Genomic DNA, 15,758 nt, shown 5'->3' with positions numbered 1-15,758 from the left:
CTATAATTTCTGAATTTTTTTCTAATTCATTTTTTAAAAACCGTGTTATAATTACACGCATATGAAGAAAGAAAAATTAACTGGAACTGCAGTTCCGCTTGGTGCATTATATACAAAGGAAAATCCCGTAATTGGTGAATTTCCGGACCTCAAACCGTTCGCCGACTTCTGTAAATCGGCCGGAATTTCGATTATTCAGCTGCTGCCGGTAAACGACACTGGCACTCAGAGCTCTCCTTACAGCGGGCTTTCTGCTTTTGCGCTTCACCCTATTTATATTCGCCTTAAAAATATAGAAGGTTTTGACTCACTTTATTCATCTGATGCAAAATTCAAGAAAGCTTACGACTCTCTGGTAAAAAATCACAAATACTGCCTGCGCTACAACTACGACGGCATTTTGAATGAAAAAACTGCCCTTTTGAAAATGCTTTACGACAACACTGACGAAGGAAAAACCGGAGAAACCGGCGCTGCTCTTTCTAAGTGGATAAAGGCAAATCCTTGGGTAAAAGATTATGCGGTTTATAAAAATCTGAAGTGGAATTATATGCAGGCTTCCTGGAAAAGCTGGCTTGATTCTGACCGCTCAAAATCAAAGGAAGAAATTACTGCACTCTGGAACAAAAAGGCGTTCAAAAAAGAACACTTGTTCTATGCATGGACTCAGATGATTGCAGACGCTCAGTTTAAGGACGCTGTTGAATATGTTCACGGCCTTGGTCTTAAACTTAAGGGTGATATGCCTATTTTGATGAATGAAGATTCTGCTGATGCATGGGCTTACCCTGAAGTATTTAATCAGGATTTGCGTGCCGGTGCTCCTGCAGACGGCGATAATCCAAACGGTCAGAACTGGGGCTTCCCAACTTACAACTGGAAAAATCTTAAAGATGATGATTACCGCTGGTGGAAAGACCGCCTTACCAACGCTTCAAAATATTATGATGCCTACCGCCTCGACCATATTCTGGGCTTCTTCCGCATCTGGGCTATTCCTGAAGCTGATTTGAATGCGCTTAACGGACACACAGAGCCTTACGCTTTCATCAAAAAAACTGATTTGTATGAGCTTGGTTTTGATGATGACCGAATCCGCTGGCTCAGTCAGCCTCATATTCCAACTCATGTAATAGAAGATATTACCTGGAATCACGACAAGGCTCATCAGATTCTTGCGATTTTCTGTAACAAGATAGACGGCGAAGAGCTCTGGCGTTTTGATTCTTCTGTAAAAGGCAACAAGGTTATTGAAGAAGCGGATCTTTCTGAACTTTGCGCACCGGAAGCAATTCCTCGTGTAAAGAAAGTTCTGGAAGATTTCTGGAGTGACCGCACTCTGCTCGAAATTGCAAAAAACAAATATGTTCCTCTGTGGACTTATGGCAAATCTACTTCCTGGGGCACTTTGAACGATCAGGAAAAATCATCTTTGCTTGCATGCTTTAATGACCTGAACTCTAAAAATGAAAAGCTCTGGAAAAAGCAGGCTGATGAAATTTTTGCTGCTATTACCAGCGCTGTAAAAATGATTCCATGCGGCGAAGACCTTGGCGTAAACATTGAATGCGTTCCAAAGACTATGGCCGCTCATAATATTCTGGGGCTCCGAGTTGTACGCTGGTGCCGTAAATGGAACGAACCGGGTCAGCCTTATGTTCCGTTTGCAGACTACACTCCGCTTTCGGTTACTACAACTTCCGTTCACGATTCTTCAACTATCCGCGAATGGTGGGAGACTGAAAAAGACAGCGTAAGAGCTTTTATCAGCGCAAATCCAGAAGTATTTGCTCCTGGCACTACAGAAGCAGCTGAGTTCTCTCCAGAAATTGCCGAAGCGGTTATCAAGGCCTCTGCAACTTCTGCAAGTCAGTGGTTTATTCCACCGCTTCAGGACTTCTTGTACATGGATAAATCGCTCTGGCTTGAAAAAGCTTCCGACGAACGCATCAACATTCCAGGTACTGTAACTGAATTTAACTGGACTTACCGCCTGCCATGCAGTCTGGAAGAGTTGTGCAATAACAAGACCTTAATAGAAAAAATAATGTAATATCATATTTTTCATGGTATAATATTTGTATTATTTAACATCTCAAATTGTATAAAAGGAAAGTTTTAATGCAGATTTCACACAACGAGTTTCACATCTCAAAAAAAATCAGAGACTTATGTAATTTCAACAAAGGTCTTTTTGCTTCGAGCGGAAACGTAGTTTTTGCAAATATGAAAAATGTGCGCGAATTTCAGCTTCTTATCAATAACGTTTTTGAATCGCGCGGTGAAGAAAACAAAAAGCTTTCTGCGGGCCAGCTCAATGCTATGGGCCTCATTGATGAGATTCTGCATTATGTGTGTATGCTGTACCGCCGCGACAAGGTGCCTGGATTTGGACGGGATCTTATTGCGGAACTCGATAAAGAATATGGAAAAGATAAGATAGATTCCCTTCTTCTTGATTTTATGAAGGAGTTTCCACCGGTTGCAGTTTACAACGAAAAAATCAGACCGGAAGAATATCTTGCACAGACTGAGCTTGATGCGGGTACTGGGCTTGAACGTACTAACCGAGAACAGACTCTCGAGGAACTGATTCTTCTTCATCTTGCAAATGAAAACAAGGCCTTTAAGCCATTTATGATTATGTTTTCTGATAAGGAGCTTGCAAAAAATCCTTTATATGCAAAAACCTGGAAAACAATTCAGAAATATGCTGCCGGTCAGCCTACCTTTGGTCCTTTCAATCATGATTTGATTACACTTTTACGCGAGCCTCAGGTCTTTGCACCGGAAAGTCTTCGCGGTCAGCTTGAATATCTTCAGAAATACTGGGCTGAGTTCCTTGGTGAATGGCTCAAGCGCATTCTTGCCGGAATGGACACAATTTCCGAAGAAGATAAGGCAGCCTGGCACGGCTTTGGCGGCGGTGACCTTCCGGACATGGTTCCTTATTCCTTCGAAAATCTGATGAATGAATATGAGCGCTTTTCTGCCGACAGCGAATGGATGCCTAAAGTTATTCTTATGGCAAAAACTGTTCTTGTATGGCTCGATCAGCTCACAAAGCAGTACGGCTACCCTATTACCCGTCTGGATCAGATTCCAGATGCCGAACTTGATAAACTCCGCGACGAAGGTTTTACCGGTCTCTGGCTCATTGGTCTTTGGGAACGTTCAAAGGCCAGCCGACGAATCAAGCAGATTTGTGGAAACCCTGAGGCAGCCGCATCTGCTTACTCTCTTTTTGATTATAATATTGCTTCGAATATTGGCGGCTGGGACGCCCTGGCAAATCTTCGACAACGCTGCTGGCAGAGAGGAATCCGCCTTGCTTCCGACATGGTTCCAAACCACACTGGTATGGACGGCGACTGGGTTATTAATCACCCGGACTATTTTATTCAGCGCCGCGACAATCCTTTCCCTCAGTATACTTACAACGGCGAAAACCTTTCTCAGGATGGCCGCATTTCCCTCTTCCTCGAAGACCACTACTACAGCAAAGATGACTGTTCTGTAGTTTTCAAACGTGTCGACAATTACACAGGAGACACACGCTATATCTACCACGGAAACGATGGTACCGGTCTTCCATGGAACGACACTGCTCAGATTGACTTTTTAAATCCTGCTGCACGCGAAGCTGTTATGCAGGAAATCTTACATGTTGCAAGAAACTTCCCTATCATCCGCTTTGATGCTGCTATGGTTCTTGCAAAGAAATCTATCCGCCGCCTCTGGTATCCGGAGCCGGGCCACGGAGGAGACATTGCAACAAGAAGTGAAACTGGCTTGAGCACTCAGCAGTTCAACGACGCAATTCCAAACGAATTCTGGCGCGAGGTTGTAGACCGTGTTGCTCAGGAATGCCCGGACACACTTCTGCTCGCCGAAGCGTTCTGGATGATGGAAGGTTACTTTGTGCGCACTTTGGGTATGCACCGCGTTTATAACTCGGCCTTTATGAACATGCTCAAAAAAGAGGAAAATCAGAAATACCGCGACACTATCAAAAATACAATCACCTTTGATCCTCAGGTTCTTAAGCGCTATGTAAACTTTATGAACAACCCTGATGAGGAAACAGCTATTGCTCAGTTTGGTGATGGCGACAAATACTTTGGTGTTTGTACTTTGATGATTACTATGCCGGGTCTTCCAATGTTTGGTCACGGCCAGATTGAAGGCTTTACTGAAAAATACGGAATGGAATATACAAAGGCTTACAAGGACGAAAAACCAAGTCAGTACCTTGTAGACCGCCACTGGCACGATATCTTCCCTCTTATGAAAAAGCGCTACCTCTTCTCGGGCGTAGACAACTTCCTTCTTTATGATTTGTGGGAAGACGGCCACGTAAATGAAAACGTATTTGCTTACTCTAACGGCTGTGGCAACGAGCGTGCTATCGTGTTCTATAACAATAAATACGACCAGGCTCACGGATGGATTAAACAGTCTGATCCTTATGCTGTAAAAACCGGCAATGGTGATGAAGTTGTAATGATGAGCCGCTCTGTTTCAGAAGGTCTTAATTTGACTGCCGAAGACGATAAATACTGTATTTTCCAGGAGCACAGAAGCCGCCTCTGGTTTATCCGCAAATCAAGTGAGGTTTGTGAGAAGGGGCTCTTTGTAATGCTCAATGGTTTTGAGTATCAGGTTTATCTGAATGTTCATCAGGTAAGCGACCAGGCAGACCACCGCTATAAGATTTTGTGCGACTTCTTAAACGGCCGAGGCTGCGAAGACATTGAAACTGCATGGCAGGAATTGATTTACAAGGATTTGTATACCGCTTTGCACGCGTACGCCGGCAAGGTTATTTCGCCTCTCTTTGAAGCCTTTGGTTATGAGAAGATAAAGGATAAGGCGGAAGCAGAAGCTACCGAGACCTCGGTTGATACAAAGAAAGCTGCAAAATCAAAGACCGTTGCTAAAAAGCCAGCATCCCTCACCGCAAAGAAAGTGACAGACATAATGACTGCCGCAAAGAAGGAGCTTACGACCTTTATAAAGATTGCTTCTAAGTTCACAGGAAAAGACATAAAACTCTACGCAGAAAAAGAAGCAAGTGAAATTACAGCCCGCCTCAAAAAGCTGGTTACAATCCATAATCTCAAAAAAACAAAGCAGCCTGCAAATTTACAGAAGGCTCTTCTTAAGGCGGCAGACGCGACAAGTTTTGCAAGTCTTATTGAAGGCGCAGATGCCGACCTCGAAAAACTTCTATTGTGCTGGGCTCTCTGCGGAAGTCTTACAGAAAAAGGCTGCGCACTTGAGTTCGCTTTTGGCCGCAAGTTCAATGAATATCTTTGTGAAGAAAAGTTTACAGACAAGGACGAAAGATGGAATCTTACAAAACTCTTTGTTCTGGCCACCGCAACAAACTCTGCCGCAATCAAAAAGGATTCAAAGGCAGCCGCTTACGAGGTTACAAAGCTTTTGATGCAGAGCCGCTGGTGCGGACTTTTGTCTGGAACTAACAACTTTGACAATATTCGCTGGTTCAACAAGGAGCTCAGCGACGATTCTTTAAACAAGGCAATTCTCTTGATAGCCCTGACCGGTAAAACAGCCGACTTCGCCAACCTCCAGAAGTTCAACAAACTCCTGGCTGCCGCAAAAACCAAGGCTGCCTACAAGTGCGAGCTTATGCTCAAGGAGTTTGAACCGAAGATTGTGGAAAAGAAGACAGTTAAGAAGTCAACAAAGAAAACGGTAACTTCAAAGACGACTTCCAAGTCTGCTAAATCCTCGAAAAAAACGGCAAGCTCTAAGACCTCCGCAAAGTCTGCAAAAAAAACAGCCTTAAAAAAGTCTTCGAAATAAAATAGTAACACCGCTCTCACTGGCAGGTGTTACAGTATTAATAATCAAATCATCGTAAGAATCCCCTTGCCCTAAAGTAAGGGGATTTTTACTCACATAATACCACAGGAGATTTTACAAATGACCTTCGGCTTTTCCTACATCGGCTTAATCTGGCTGCTTATGCTGCTGATCCCAAATTTTATCTGGACAAAAAATCAACCAAAGGATTACGAAAAATACGCCCCAAATGAAAATAAAGTTTTACTGGCACTGGAAAGATGCGGCGAGTTTATTGTAACGCCCCTTGCCCTCATCTTTTCTGATTTCAATTTCAAGGGCTGGAACTTCTGGCTGACAGTTCTGATTATTTCCTTTTTGTGCATGGTCCTTTATGAGATTTACTGGATCCGTTATTTCAAAAGTGAAAAGACCATGAAGGATTTTTATCGGGGCATTCTTGGCATTCCGGTTGCCGGTGCTACCCTGCCCGTCATCGCTTTTTTCCTGCTTGGAATCTATGGCGGAAATATTATGATGTTAGTCGGCTCTTGCATTCTGGGCGTTGGCCACATTGGCATTCACCTGCAGCACAAAAAAGAAGTTTACCAAGCTCCCGCAAAAAGAAAACCTGCCGCAAGAATCACGCTTGGCATTTTGAAGGGATTTTGTCTTGTCCTTGCAGTTTTAGTTTGCGGTGCTTTCACCTTCTTCATTGCAGGAAGAAATATCAATCAGATTAAGAGGGCTGTCAGCTATAAAGATGGTGCAAACGAACAGCTCTACCTTCAGCTGACCAACCAGAAAGAATACATCACCATCGCAGGCAAATCAAAGGAAAATCCGATTATCATTTCGCTGCATGGTGGCCCCGGCGCTCCTACAACTTACATTGATTACTACTGGCAGGATTTACTTACAAATGACTTCACCATTGTCTGCTGGGATGAAAGGGGTAGCGGCCGATCTTACTATCCGAATGCCGCAAAAGACCCGGACAACAAAAGTCTGACCTTTGACAAACAACTTGCCGACCTCGATGCCCTTGTAGATTATCTATGTGACCGCTTCAATCAAAAACAGGTAATCATTCTCGGCCACTCTTACGGCACCATGCTTGGAAGCAGATATTCCCTTAAGCACCCCGAAAAAGTTTCGGCATATATCGGTATTGGCCAGTGTGTAAACGAGAAAAACTATGCAGGCGAAGTTTATTCTTATGAAGACGCTCTGAGCATTGCCCGCAGCAGAGGTGACGACACCACAGCACTCAAAACCGCATACAAAAACTTTATGACAGACATGAGCCTGCAAAATCTCTTTACCCTGCGAAAGCTTGTAAGCCCTTATCATCCGCAGACAGTCACAAAAGACCTTTCAGTTTTCGCAGCCCTTACAAGCCCGATTGCCGGCATTGACGATATGCGCTGGTACTTCATGCAGATCTTCAACCTGAACCGCTTTATTGAACTGATTTCTCCCCTCGAAGAATATATGAATAACTTCAATGCACTGGAGGCTGCCGACAATTACCAGATGCCGGTTCTCCTGATCTCCGGTTCCTGCGACTGGATTTGCCCGGTAGGACTCGTAAAAAATTATGTCGAAAACCTGACCGCCCCGGAAGTAAATCTGGAGTTAATTGAAGGTTGCGGACACACCCCACAGATTCAACTGCCGGAAGAGATCAGTCAGATTATTAAAGATTTTCTTAAAGGCTAAAATTTTCGATAATTTTTCTAAGCTCGTTGGCACCTGAAACAAGAGGACGATTCAGCTGGAAAGGAACCAGGCTTGCCTTTATATTTTCAGGCATCTCCGGAGCCTCTCCTATTACGTGGCGGCAGTAGTCAGATGAAAGAGACGGATGATTATATGCTGTAAGAATAAATGCTCCGTCCTCGTCATAAACTTCGCCACTGTTCTCTTTTGCAGCAGCATAGGCAGAAGCTGTGTCCTTATCAGCAAAAATGCCATACTTAATATAAAGTTCTTTTGCGGCTGCATCGCGCTGAGCTTCTGAAATATCAACCGGGTAAATAAAGTTCCTCATCATCAGCTCGTTCTTTCCAAAGAAGGATTCAAGTCTCTCCAGATTTGCAGGCACCGCAGGATTAGCTTCTCCGCGAGCTTTCAAATCAACAAGTGAATCAAGAACAACAGGAGCGCCCGTTGCACTTCTTGCCAGAGCCGGAGTACTAGGAACATAAAAGCCGTTTACCGGTAAAGCAAAACGCCAGCTATAAAGACCCGCCATAAGTGAACCGTAATTACCGGCACCCATAGCATAATACAATTCGCCGTTAAACTTATTCTTAATCTGTGCAAATGAATAAGGGAAAAAGAAAATCTGACCAAGAAGACGGCACACATTAGTTGTATTGGCAACAGTAAGTCCGTGTTCTTTTACAAAATTGCGGTCTGCAAAAACTTTGGAAATGGCAGCTTTAATTTCAGCTTCTGTTCCTTCCATTTCTACCGGGTAAATATTTCCACCGTTCCATGCAAGGCTTTCTTCATCAAGTCCGCGAACTGTTCCTTTTTTATAAACCAGAACCGACTTAATATTCTTCTTGCCCTTAAGAATGCGGGACATCAGAGCTCCAAGACCGCCATGGGTAAAATCAACAAAAACTGCCTTACCGCCCTTAAGCTCAAGCGTATACTCAAGATAGTTACAAAGGTAAGAAACTCCATAATCTCTGTGACATCCCAGAAAGCCATGATACATTTCTGTCATAAAAAGGCTGCCGTCCAGCTGCTTTACAACCGGCTCAACAGGGAATGCTGCAGTAGCAATAGTTTCACAAATGATTGGAGAAAATTCTTCATGCATTAAAGCAGAAGTCAAAGACCCCGCAATTGAAGAAAAAGGGGTTGTTTCATCAATGTAATAAATCCAGCGGCGCATATCTTCAATTGAAGAAGGCACAAAAACGCCGCCATCATCAGGAATACAGTCTCTTACTGCCTGAGAAAAAGTAACTGATAACTCATTATTTCGTGTACTTGTAAATAACATGAGATAATTTTAACTTAAAAAGTGAAAACTAACAATATGGTAGGTCAAGGCTTGCGCCTTGTCAATCTTCCAGGCCCGGAATGTGTTTCTTGAGTTTTTCCATAAACTCGTCGCCGGTTACGCCTTCACGGAGACACGCAAACATACAGTTATCTCCCGCAACAGTACCGAGAACTTCGTCCAGGTTAAGATTATCAATGGCATTACAAACAGTATTTGCGTGGCCAGGGAAGGTTTTGATTACTACGATATTTCCTGAAAAATCAATGCTTACATAACCGCGAAGGAAATCCTGTACATAAATAGCTTCGCTTTCCGCATTTTCATCTGCACCAGGAAGTGCATAAATATAGCCGTTCTGGCCATCTGGAACCTTGCCCACCTTCAAAAGCTTAAGATCGCGGCTAAGAGTTGCCTGTGTTACGTCATAGCCTTCCTTCAAAAGAAGCGCAAGCAAATCATCCTGACTTTCGATTGTGTTATTCTTAATAAGTGTTTTAATTGCCTTAAGGCGTGACTGTCGTTCCTTCATAATGTATAAATATACACTTTTTATGCATTTTTTACAAGAATTATTCTATATTATATGTTATAAGCTGTAACTATATTGTGCACAATTTATTTATATTATATACTAACCCCGATTTTAGGGAGTAAACAAGGAGCATATTTTGAAAAAAATACTTACCGTTTTTATGCTGATTGCAGCTGCAACTTTATTATTTGCTAAGGATGGAAATAAAACTTCTACTCAAAAATTCGCCTTTGAGTCAGTTGATTTAGATGGAAACAAAATCACCAGTGATATCTATTCCAATAATAAAATCACAATGATAAATATCTGGGGAACCTTCTGCGGGCCTTGTATCCGCGAAATGCCGGATCTTGCTAAACTCAGCGAAGAAAACAAAAGCAAGGGCGTTGAAATAATCGGTATTCCAATTGATATTATTGATGACTGGGGCCGTGTGAATCCTTCTCTAAAAACAGAAGCCCTTATGATTATTGATACAACCGGCGTACAATATAAAAACGTCGTTCCTACAATCCCAATGTTCCAGACTATGCTGCGCGGTATTCAGGCTGTTCCTGCAACCTTCTTCATAGATAAGAACGGAAAACAGATTGGCTCAGTTTATTTTGGTTCACGAAGTCAAAAGGACTGGCAGAAAATTATTGATAAACTTTTGGAAAGCCAGAAATAGGTTTATAATAGCCATATGGTCGAAAGAAAAAGACGGATAATTGCAGTCTCTGTTCTCTGTTTAGGTCTCCTTCTGATTGTTTTAGGAATCTTCCGTGGCGAGGCTGCTGTCGTTTTTCAAAAAGCAACAAAGATTTGCCTTGAGTGCATAGGAATTGGCTGATGAAAAGTAAAACCTCGTCTGGCAAAATCCGCCTGTTCATTCAACTTGCATTCACCGCTCTCTCCAACGGCTATCTCAAAGGCTTTACAAAAGGTCAGATTTTTACGGGGGCTTCAAAATACCTTTGCGTTCCCGGAATGAACTGCTATTCGTGCCCCGGGGCCCTTGGCTCCTGCCCTATTGGCGCACTCCAGGCAACTCTAAACGCAAGACAGTTTAAAATGTCACTCTACGTTCTGGGACTGCTGACAGTTTTTGGAACCGTGTTAGGCCGCTTTGTCTGTGGCTTTCTCTGCCCTTTTGGCTTGATTCAGGACCTGCTGTTTAAGATTCCATTTATAAAGAAGATTCGCCGCCTGCCCGGAGAAAAATGCCTTCGCTGGCTGCGTTTTGTTTTCCTGGGTATTTTTGTGATTTTACTCCCACTCTTTGTGATTGATTTTACAGGATTAGGAGAACCGTGGTTCTGCAAATGGATCTGCCCCGTGGGCACTCTTGAAGGCGGAATCCCACTCGTCCTTTTGAATAACGCAATGCGAGGAGCCGCAGGTTTTCTATTCAGATGGAAGCTTGTGATTCTTGCAATAACCTTGCTGGGCTCTGTTATTATCTACCGCCCATTCTGCCGCTACGTCTGCCCGCTGGGAGCTGTGTACGGCCTGTTCAATAAGATTTCCCTTTACCGTATAAAAATAGATTCAGAAAAATGCATTGGCTGCTCTGCCTGCCAGAAAGCCTGCCACCTGGACATCCCCGTCTGGAAAACTCCCGACAGCATGGACTGCATCCGCTGCGGCACCTGCAAAACCGCCTGCCCGCACAACGCGATTTCGTAATCAAAATTATAGATTTATAAAAAAAAAAAATACGGTGGTTGAGCCTGTCGAAACCACCGTACCTTCCGTACAATTACTGTACCTTCAGTATATCAAAAAAAAGAGGTAATGTCCTGTGGGCATTACCTCTTTTTTAACCTTAATTCAAGTGGTTGTTATTTAATCAAAAGACCAGCGTAAGCCTTAAGAGCTCCTTCCATATTTCCAGAAAGAACAGTCTTAGCAAGTTTCTTACCGAGCTGTACGCCTTCCTGGTCGAAAGAGTTTACGTTCCATACAAAGCCCTGGAACATTACTTTGTTCTCATAGTGAGCAAGCAATGCACCAAGTGATTTTGGATTAAGCTGTGCACCGTAAATCAAGCTTGAAGGACGGCCACCGGCAAAGCTCTTGTTTGGATCTGCATCAGACTTACCACATGCAAATGCAACAATCTGAGCAGTTACGTTAGCACAGAGTTTAACCTGGCTTGTTGAATCTTCAATTACAACATCTTCACCAGTCTGGTTCTCGCGGAATGCAATGAACTGGAGAGGAATGATGTCTGTTCCCTGATGGAGCAACTGATAGAATGAGTGCTGACCGTTTGTTCCAGGTTCACCGAAAATTACAGGACCAGTTACGTATCCAAGTGGCTTACCATCACGGTTTACACTCTTTCCGTTTGATTCCATATCAAGCTGCTGAAGGTGAGCTGGGAAGCGGCTGAGAGCCTGTGAATATGGAAGAATTGCAGTTGCAGGATAGCCCTGAACATTACGCTCGTAAACACCAATGAGAGCGTCCATAAGAGCGGCATTCTTTGTGATGTCTTTGTTGAGACAAAGTTTATCTTCTTCTGCAGCTCCGTCGAGGAAGTCCTGGAATACCTTTGGTCCAAAAGCGAGGCTCAAAACAGCTCCACCTACACCAGAAGTTGAAGAGTAACGACCACCAATATAATCATCCATATAGAAAGCAGCCATATAGTCTGGGTTGTGAGCGAGAGGAGATGTCTCAGATGTAACAGCAATCATGTGCTTGCTTGCATCACAGCCAGCCTTTTTAATGAAGTCTTTTACGAAAGATTCATTTGTAAGAGTTTCAAGAGTTGTTCCTGATTTAGAAACAAGAATGAAGATTGTCTTAGAAATGTCGAGAGATTTTACAACGCTTGCTGCATCATCTGGGTCAACGTTAGAAATGAAGTGAGCTTCCATTTTGAAAGCCTTGTTCTTCTTTGCCCAGTTCTCAAGAGCGAGGTACATAGCGCGTGGACCGAGGTCAGAACCACCAATACCAATCTGACAAACTGTTGTATATTTTTCACCCTTTTCGTTTACAAGTTTTCCTGAGTGAACGTCGTTAGCAAAATCTGCAATGCGCTTTACTTCGTTGATGTAGAATTCGCGTTTGTTTACACCATCAGCCATAACATCTTTTCCAAGCTGACCGCGTGTAAGCTGATGAAGAACCATGCGCTTCTCTCCAGTGTTGATTACAGCACCGTCCAAAAGCTCCTGATATTTTTCTACAAGCTGCTGCTCTTCTGCAAGCTCAGCAAGAGTCTTAAGAATCTGCTCATTTACCTGTTTAGCTGCAAAGTTGTAAGTAAGAGCTCCACCCATTGGGATAGAATATTTTGCGATTCTGTCTGCAGCACCGCTGCCGGAAAGTTCGTCTGCAACAGAAACCATACCTTTAAGAGACTGTAACTTCTTCCATGAAGAAAGTGAGTCTGCATTTGACCAAGAAATCATATTTTACCTCTCAGTAATCCTGTATTTTGGTTGTATTATAGTAGATTATGAGAGGTGATACAATAATAATATGAATTTTGATTTCTCTGTGATTCAGGAAGTTGTATATAACTCTATTTTTTTCAAATAAATTTATTACATAGGGGGTTTTCTACTTGACAATTTTCGCAAGTGGAAATAACATTTATGTTATGGACTTAAGAACAGTATTAACAACAGACACCGTGAACCTTCATCTGAAAGGCACAACAAAAGAAGAAATCGTAGATGAGATGATTGACGTTTTGTTTAAGGCCGGAAAAGTTACAGACAAAGATGCTGCACGCGAATGTGTTTTGGACCGCGAGCGCAAGATGTCTACTGGTATGAAGCACGGAATCGCTATTCCTCATGGAAAAACTGACACAGTAAAGGATTTGGTAGCATGTATCGGTATTTCTGATAATCCTGTAGATTTCGATTCTCTGGATCAGGAACCATGCCGTATTTTCATAATGACTTTGTCTCCAGTAAACAAGACAGGTCCACATCTTCAGTTCCTGGCTGAAGTAAGCCTCTTGTTCAAGAGTCCTGAAAAGCGTCAGGAAATCTTGGATACTCAGGATAAGGCTGAAGTTATCCGTATTTTGACTGAATAGAAGAATTCCGGGTTTATCACCCGTTGATTTTGATACTCATCAGAGAAAACCGGGTCTTCGCACCCGGTTTATTTTTTTAACGAGGAAACAGAATGAAACTTGATCCAATTTTTACAGTAAAGAATAAAAAGCTCTATAAGATTGCTGATGGCAGCGAGGTTGATACTTCAACCCTCAAACGCATTAATATTCCATGGAGCACCGTAGAAATGGATGAAGATATCTATAATGAAGAGTTCCTTGCCCTTCTTCGCGATCAACTTAAGAAAATGGAAGATGCCGGTCTCTTCGCCGTTCTTGTTCCCGTTGCAGACAAGCCTCTGGAAACTCCGGAACAGGAAGAAGCTTTTATCTGCGCTTTTAATCACACTGCCCGCCGCGTAAAAGACTGTGTAAGTGTTGCAGGCATGGAACTTGCTCCACAGCTCAAAGACAAGCAGACCTTTATGGAAACTCTTGCCATGAAACATGCACAGTACGTATATTTCACAACAGCAGAAAATCCTCTGTCAGATGACATTGTGGTATACTAACTGCATCATACCGCAATAAACCGCACTATTTGCGAAGAAAATGTAAAATATTCACTGAAATTCACAAATTTTCTTCAAAATTCTCTTGAATATATTTGTCATTTGTGGCATTATACTCCGCATCAACGAGAGAGCAAGAGGGAAAAACGTATGCAGTCTAAAGAGAATCAGAACAGACTCGCAGGTACATGGTTCCTCACAGCATTTTTGTGCATTATCTTAGCTTCTGCAGCCGTTTTAGTTTATTTTTTGCTGCCTAATGCACCGGAACCGGTTCAGCCTGTAATATCTGAACCTTTGACTATAATTGATTTATCAGAAGAAACCGAAGAAGAACTTTCAGCAGCTTTTCAGGATTATTTTACCGAAGTTTCTTTGAACCGTCTTACAGACGATTACGATAACGGACTTACATTATATCGCCAGCCGTTATCACGCACAGCAGTAGAGTGGTTCTACTTCCAGATTACTGGAAGCAGAGAGGTAACTCAGGCCATTCTTACAGAAGCTGAGAAAAATGACATTCCGCTTTCTTTAGCGTTTTCACTTGCGCACACAGAAAGCAATTATAACTCGAACGCGACTAACAGAAACGCGAACACAACGATTGACCGGGGGCTCTTCCAGTTGAACAGCAACTCCTTTCCCGAGCTTTCTGAGTTAGATTTCTTTGATCCGTTCGTAAGTTCAAAATATGGTATGGCGCACCTTAAGTTTTGCCTGAACACAGCCGGAAACGAAGTTTCTGCCCTTGCAATGTACAACGCAGGAACTGGCCGTGTTCGTTCAAACAAGACTCCACAGTCTACTTTGAACTACATTGGCAAAATCATGTCATACCAGAAGATGCTTGATCAACTGTTTGAGGAACAGGTTGCGTCTTACTTTGAGACTCAGCTCTCTCCTGGAATCGCAGTTGCTTACGCACACTAATTAATTTGCCTCCTAATTTTTTTGAGGATCCGGTTTTTATAGTTTTTCCGGATCCTCTTTTTTTTAACTAATACACCACGGTGGTTGAGCCTGTCGAAACCACCTTATTTACTGTTATATTTTTAACAATATTTGCAAAATTCAGCAAATTCTGCTAAAATTCATCTCAAATTCTTCATCTTTTGTTCTAAATTTAATTCCCACTATCAAAGAGGATATCTATAATGCAATCAATAAATGACTTGCCGAATGCAACAAGAAAAAGGCTTGTTCAGCTGGAAGAACTTTTGAAATCCTGGAGCGGAGAAAAAATTACTTCCGCTAAGATTTGTGAATTGACCGGCTGGAAAGATTCTCTTGTTCGGCATGATTTATGGCTGATTAAGAGTACGGTGGTTGAGCCTGTCGAAACCACCGCGGAACACGGTGATTTCCGGGGCTGGAAGAACGGTTACAACACCGCAGACCTTCTTGCTGCTGTTCAGTCCATAAACAAAAGCGAAACACAAAATGTGTGCATTGCAGGTCTTGGACGACTTGGTGCAGCACTTCTGGATAACAGCCTTTTTGATGGAAGTCATTTTGTGATTAAAGCGGGGTTTGATTCAAACGTGAACCGGGTTGAAATCCTTCGTTCAACGTTTCCGCTCTACCCGGCTAGCGATATGAACTGGGTGATTAAACAGGAAAAAATCACCTTAGCGATTCTGGCAGTTGCAGACAAGGATGCACAGTCAATGTGCGACAGGCTTGTAAAAGCCGGGATAAAAGGAATTGTAAATATGACCCGAATGGTACTGAGTGTACCTGAAGGCATAAAAATAGAAAATTTATCAGTGCTTAATGCCCTGAAAATGATAACTTAAAACAAAAGACAAA

13 protein-coding genes are annotated in these 15,758 nt (G+C 42.7%); 10 read left to right on the top strand and 3 right to left on the bottom strand.

Annotated elements, in window-relative coordinates; translation table 11 throughout:
- Positions 1-61: 61 nt before the first annotated feature.
- The 3 genes from BM161_RS07690 to BM161_RS07680 all read left to right on the top strand — a co-directional run bounded on the left by BM161_RS07690 (position 62) and on the right by BM161_RS07680 (position 7,533).
- Entirely contained in the window at positions 62-2,053 is a 1,992-nt protein-coding gene (locus BM161_RS07690) for a 4-alpha-glucanotransferase (protein WP_074931421.1), read from the top strand.
- A 68-nt stretch (positions 2,054-2,121) separates the two neighbouring features.
- Positions 2,122-5,832 (top strand): alpha-amylase family glycosyl hydrolase, encoded by a 3,711-nt coding sequence (locus BM161_RS07685; protein WP_074931420.1) that lies wholly within the window; start codon positions 2,122-2,124, stop codon positions 5,830-5,832.
- A gap of 120 nt (positions 5,833-5,952) precedes the next feature.
- Positions 5,953-7,533, top strand: coding sequence for an alpha/beta fold hydrolase (locus BM161_RS07680; protein WP_074931419.1), 1,581 nt, complete (start codon positions 5,953-5,955; stop codon positions 7,531-7,533).
- Here BM161_RS07680 and BM161_RS07675 read toward each other — a convergent pair.
- Together BM161_RS07675 and BM161_RS07670 are read right to left on the bottom strand one after the other, a co-directional pair.
- Positions 7,523-8,833 carry a PALP domain-containing protein gene (locus BM161_RS07675; protein ID WP_074931418.1) on the bottom strand — a complete coding sequence of 437 codons (1,311 nt, stop codon included), beginning with the start codon at positions 8,831-8,833 and terminating at the stop codon, positions 7,523-7,525. The genes BM161_RS07680 and BM161_RS07675 overlap by 11 nt on opposite strands.
- 61 nt (positions 8,834-8,894) lie before the next feature.
- Positions 8,895-9,365, bottom strand: a complete 471-nt coding sequence (locus BM161_RS07670; RefSeq protein ID WP_074931417.1) for an arginine repressor — start codon at positions 9,363-9,365, stop codon at positions 8,895-8,897.
- A 139-nt stretch (positions 9,366-9,504) separates the two neighbouring features.
- Between BM161_RS07670 and BM161_RS07665 the strand changes: the two genes are divergently transcribed.
- Genes BM161_RS07665 through BM161_RS07660 form a run of 3 tightly spaced genes read left to right on the top strand, consistent with a single transcriptional unit; the run spans position 9,505 to position 11,036 of the window.
- Complete coding sequence (locus BM161_RS07665; RefSeq protein ID WP_074931416.1) at positions 9,505-10,038, top strand: TlpA family protein disulfide reductase; 534 nt, start codon at positions 9,505-9,507, stop codon at positions 10,036-10,038.
- Between the two features lie 15 nt (positions 10,039-10,053).
- A complete protein-coding gene (locus tag BM161_RS14370) occupies positions 10,054-10,200 on the top strand; it encodes a CD1871A family CXXC motif-containing protein (RefSeq protein WP_177206219.1) in 147 nt (48 codons plus the stop codon).
- Positions 10,200-11,036: a 4Fe-4S binding protein gene (locus tag BM161_RS07660; protein ID WP_074931415.1), complete on the top strand. Its 837-nt coding sequence runs from the start codon at positions 10,200-10,202 to the stop codon at positions 11,034-11,036. Before BM161_RS14370 ends, BM161_RS07660 begins: the two co-directional genes overlap by 1 nt.
- Positions 11,037-11,191: 155 nt before the next feature.
- On the opposite strand, the gene BM161_RS07655 is transcribed toward BM161_RS07660, so the two are convergent.
- Entirely contained in the window at positions 11,192-12,775 is a 1,584-nt protein-coding gene (locus BM161_RS07655) for a glucose-6-phosphate isomerase (protein ID WP_074931414.1), read from the bottom strand.
- A gap of 191 nt (positions 12,776-12,966) precedes the next feature.
- On the opposite strand from BM161_RS07655, the gene BM161_RS07650 reads away from it, so the two are divergent.
- The 4 genes from BM161_RS07650 to BM161_RS07635 all read left to right on the top strand — a co-directional run bounded on the left by BM161_RS07650 (position 12,967) and on the right by BM161_RS07635 (position 15,745).
- Positions 12,967-13,413, top strand: coding sequence for a PTS sugar transporter subunit IIA (locus BM161_RS07650; protein WP_022932533.1), 447 nt, complete (start codon positions 12,967-12,969; stop codon positions 13,411-13,413).
- A gap of 92 nt (positions 13,414-13,505) precedes the next feature.
- Positions 13,506-13,946 (top strand): hypothetical protein, encoded by a 441-nt coding sequence (locus BM161_RS07645; protein ID WP_074931413.1) that lies wholly within the window; start codon positions 13,506-13,508, stop codon positions 13,944-13,946.
- Between the two features lie 150 nt (positions 13,947-14,096).
- A complete protein-coding gene (locus BM161_RS07640) occupies positions 14,097-14,879 on the top strand; it encodes a transglycosylase SLT domain-containing protein (protein ID WP_143090519.1) in 783 nt (260 codons plus the stop codon).
- A 224-nt stretch (positions 14,880-15,103) separates the two neighbouring features.
- Positions 15,104-15,745 carry a hypothetical protein gene (locus BM161_RS07635; RefSeq protein WP_083425723.1) on the top strand — a complete coding sequence of 214 codons (642 nt, stop codon included), beginning with the start codon at positions 15,104-15,106 and terminating at the stop codon, positions 15,743-15,745.
- The last annotated feature ends 13 nt before the right edge of the window (positions 15,746-15,758 follow it).

The sequence above is a fragment of the Treponema bryantii genome, from assembly GCF_900113965.1.
GTDB lineage: Bacteria > Spirochaetota > Spirochaetia > Treponematales > Treponemataceae > Treponema_D > Treponema_D bryantii_A.
This window is presented reverse-complemented; position numbering and strand designations above follow the sequence as displayed.

Excerpts from the sequence above, each read along its gene's own strand:
- BM161_RS07690 (WP_074931421.1), top strand. The coding sequence starts at position 62 with ATGAAGAAAGAAAAATTAACTGGAACTGCAGTTCCGCTTGGTGCATTA.
- BM161_RS07685 (WP_074931420.1), top strand. The coding sequence starts at position 2,122 with ATGCAGATTTCACACAACGAGTTTCACATCTCAAAAAAAATCAGAGAC.
- BM161_RS07680 (WP_074931419.1), top strand. The coding sequence starts at position 5,953 with ATGACCTTCGGCTTTTCCTACATCGGCTTAATCTGGCTGCTTATGCTG.
- BM161_RS07675 (WP_074931418.1), bottom strand. The coding sequence starts at position 8,833 with ATGTTATTTACAAGTACACGAAATAATGAGTTATCAGTTACTTTTTCT.
- BM161_RS07670 (WP_074931417.1), bottom strand. The coding sequence starts at position 9,365 with ATGAAGGAACGACAGTCACGCCTTAAGGCAATTAAAACACTTATTAAG.
- BM161_RS14370 (WP_177206219.1), top strand. The coding sequence starts at position 10,054 with ATGGTCGAAAGAAAAAGACGGATAATTGCAGTCTCTGTTCTCTGTTTA.
- BM161_RS07660 (WP_074931415.1), top strand. The coding sequence starts at position 10,200 with ATGAAAAGTAAAACCTCGTCTGGCAAAATCCGCCTGTTCATTCAACTT.
- BM161_RS07655 (WP_074931414.1), bottom strand. The coding sequence starts at position 12,775 with ATGATTTCTTGGTCAAATGCAGACTCACTTTCTTCATGGAAGAAGTTA.
- BM161_RS07650 (WP_022932533.1), top strand. The coding sequence starts at position 12,967 with ATGGACTTAAGAACAGTATTAACAACAGACACCGTGAACCTTCATCTG.
- BM161_RS07645 (WP_074931413.1), top strand. The coding sequence starts at position 13,506 with ATGAAACTTGATCCAATTTTTACAGTAAAGAATAAAAAGCTCTATAAG.
- BM161_RS07640 (WP_143090519.1), top strand. The coding sequence starts at position 14,097 with ATGCAGTCTAAAGAGAATCAGAACAGACTCGCAGGTACATGGTTCCTC.
- BM161_RS07635 (WP_083425723.1), top strand. The coding sequence starts at position 15,104 with ATGCAATCAATAAATGACTTGCCGAATGCAACAAGAAAAAGGCTTGTT.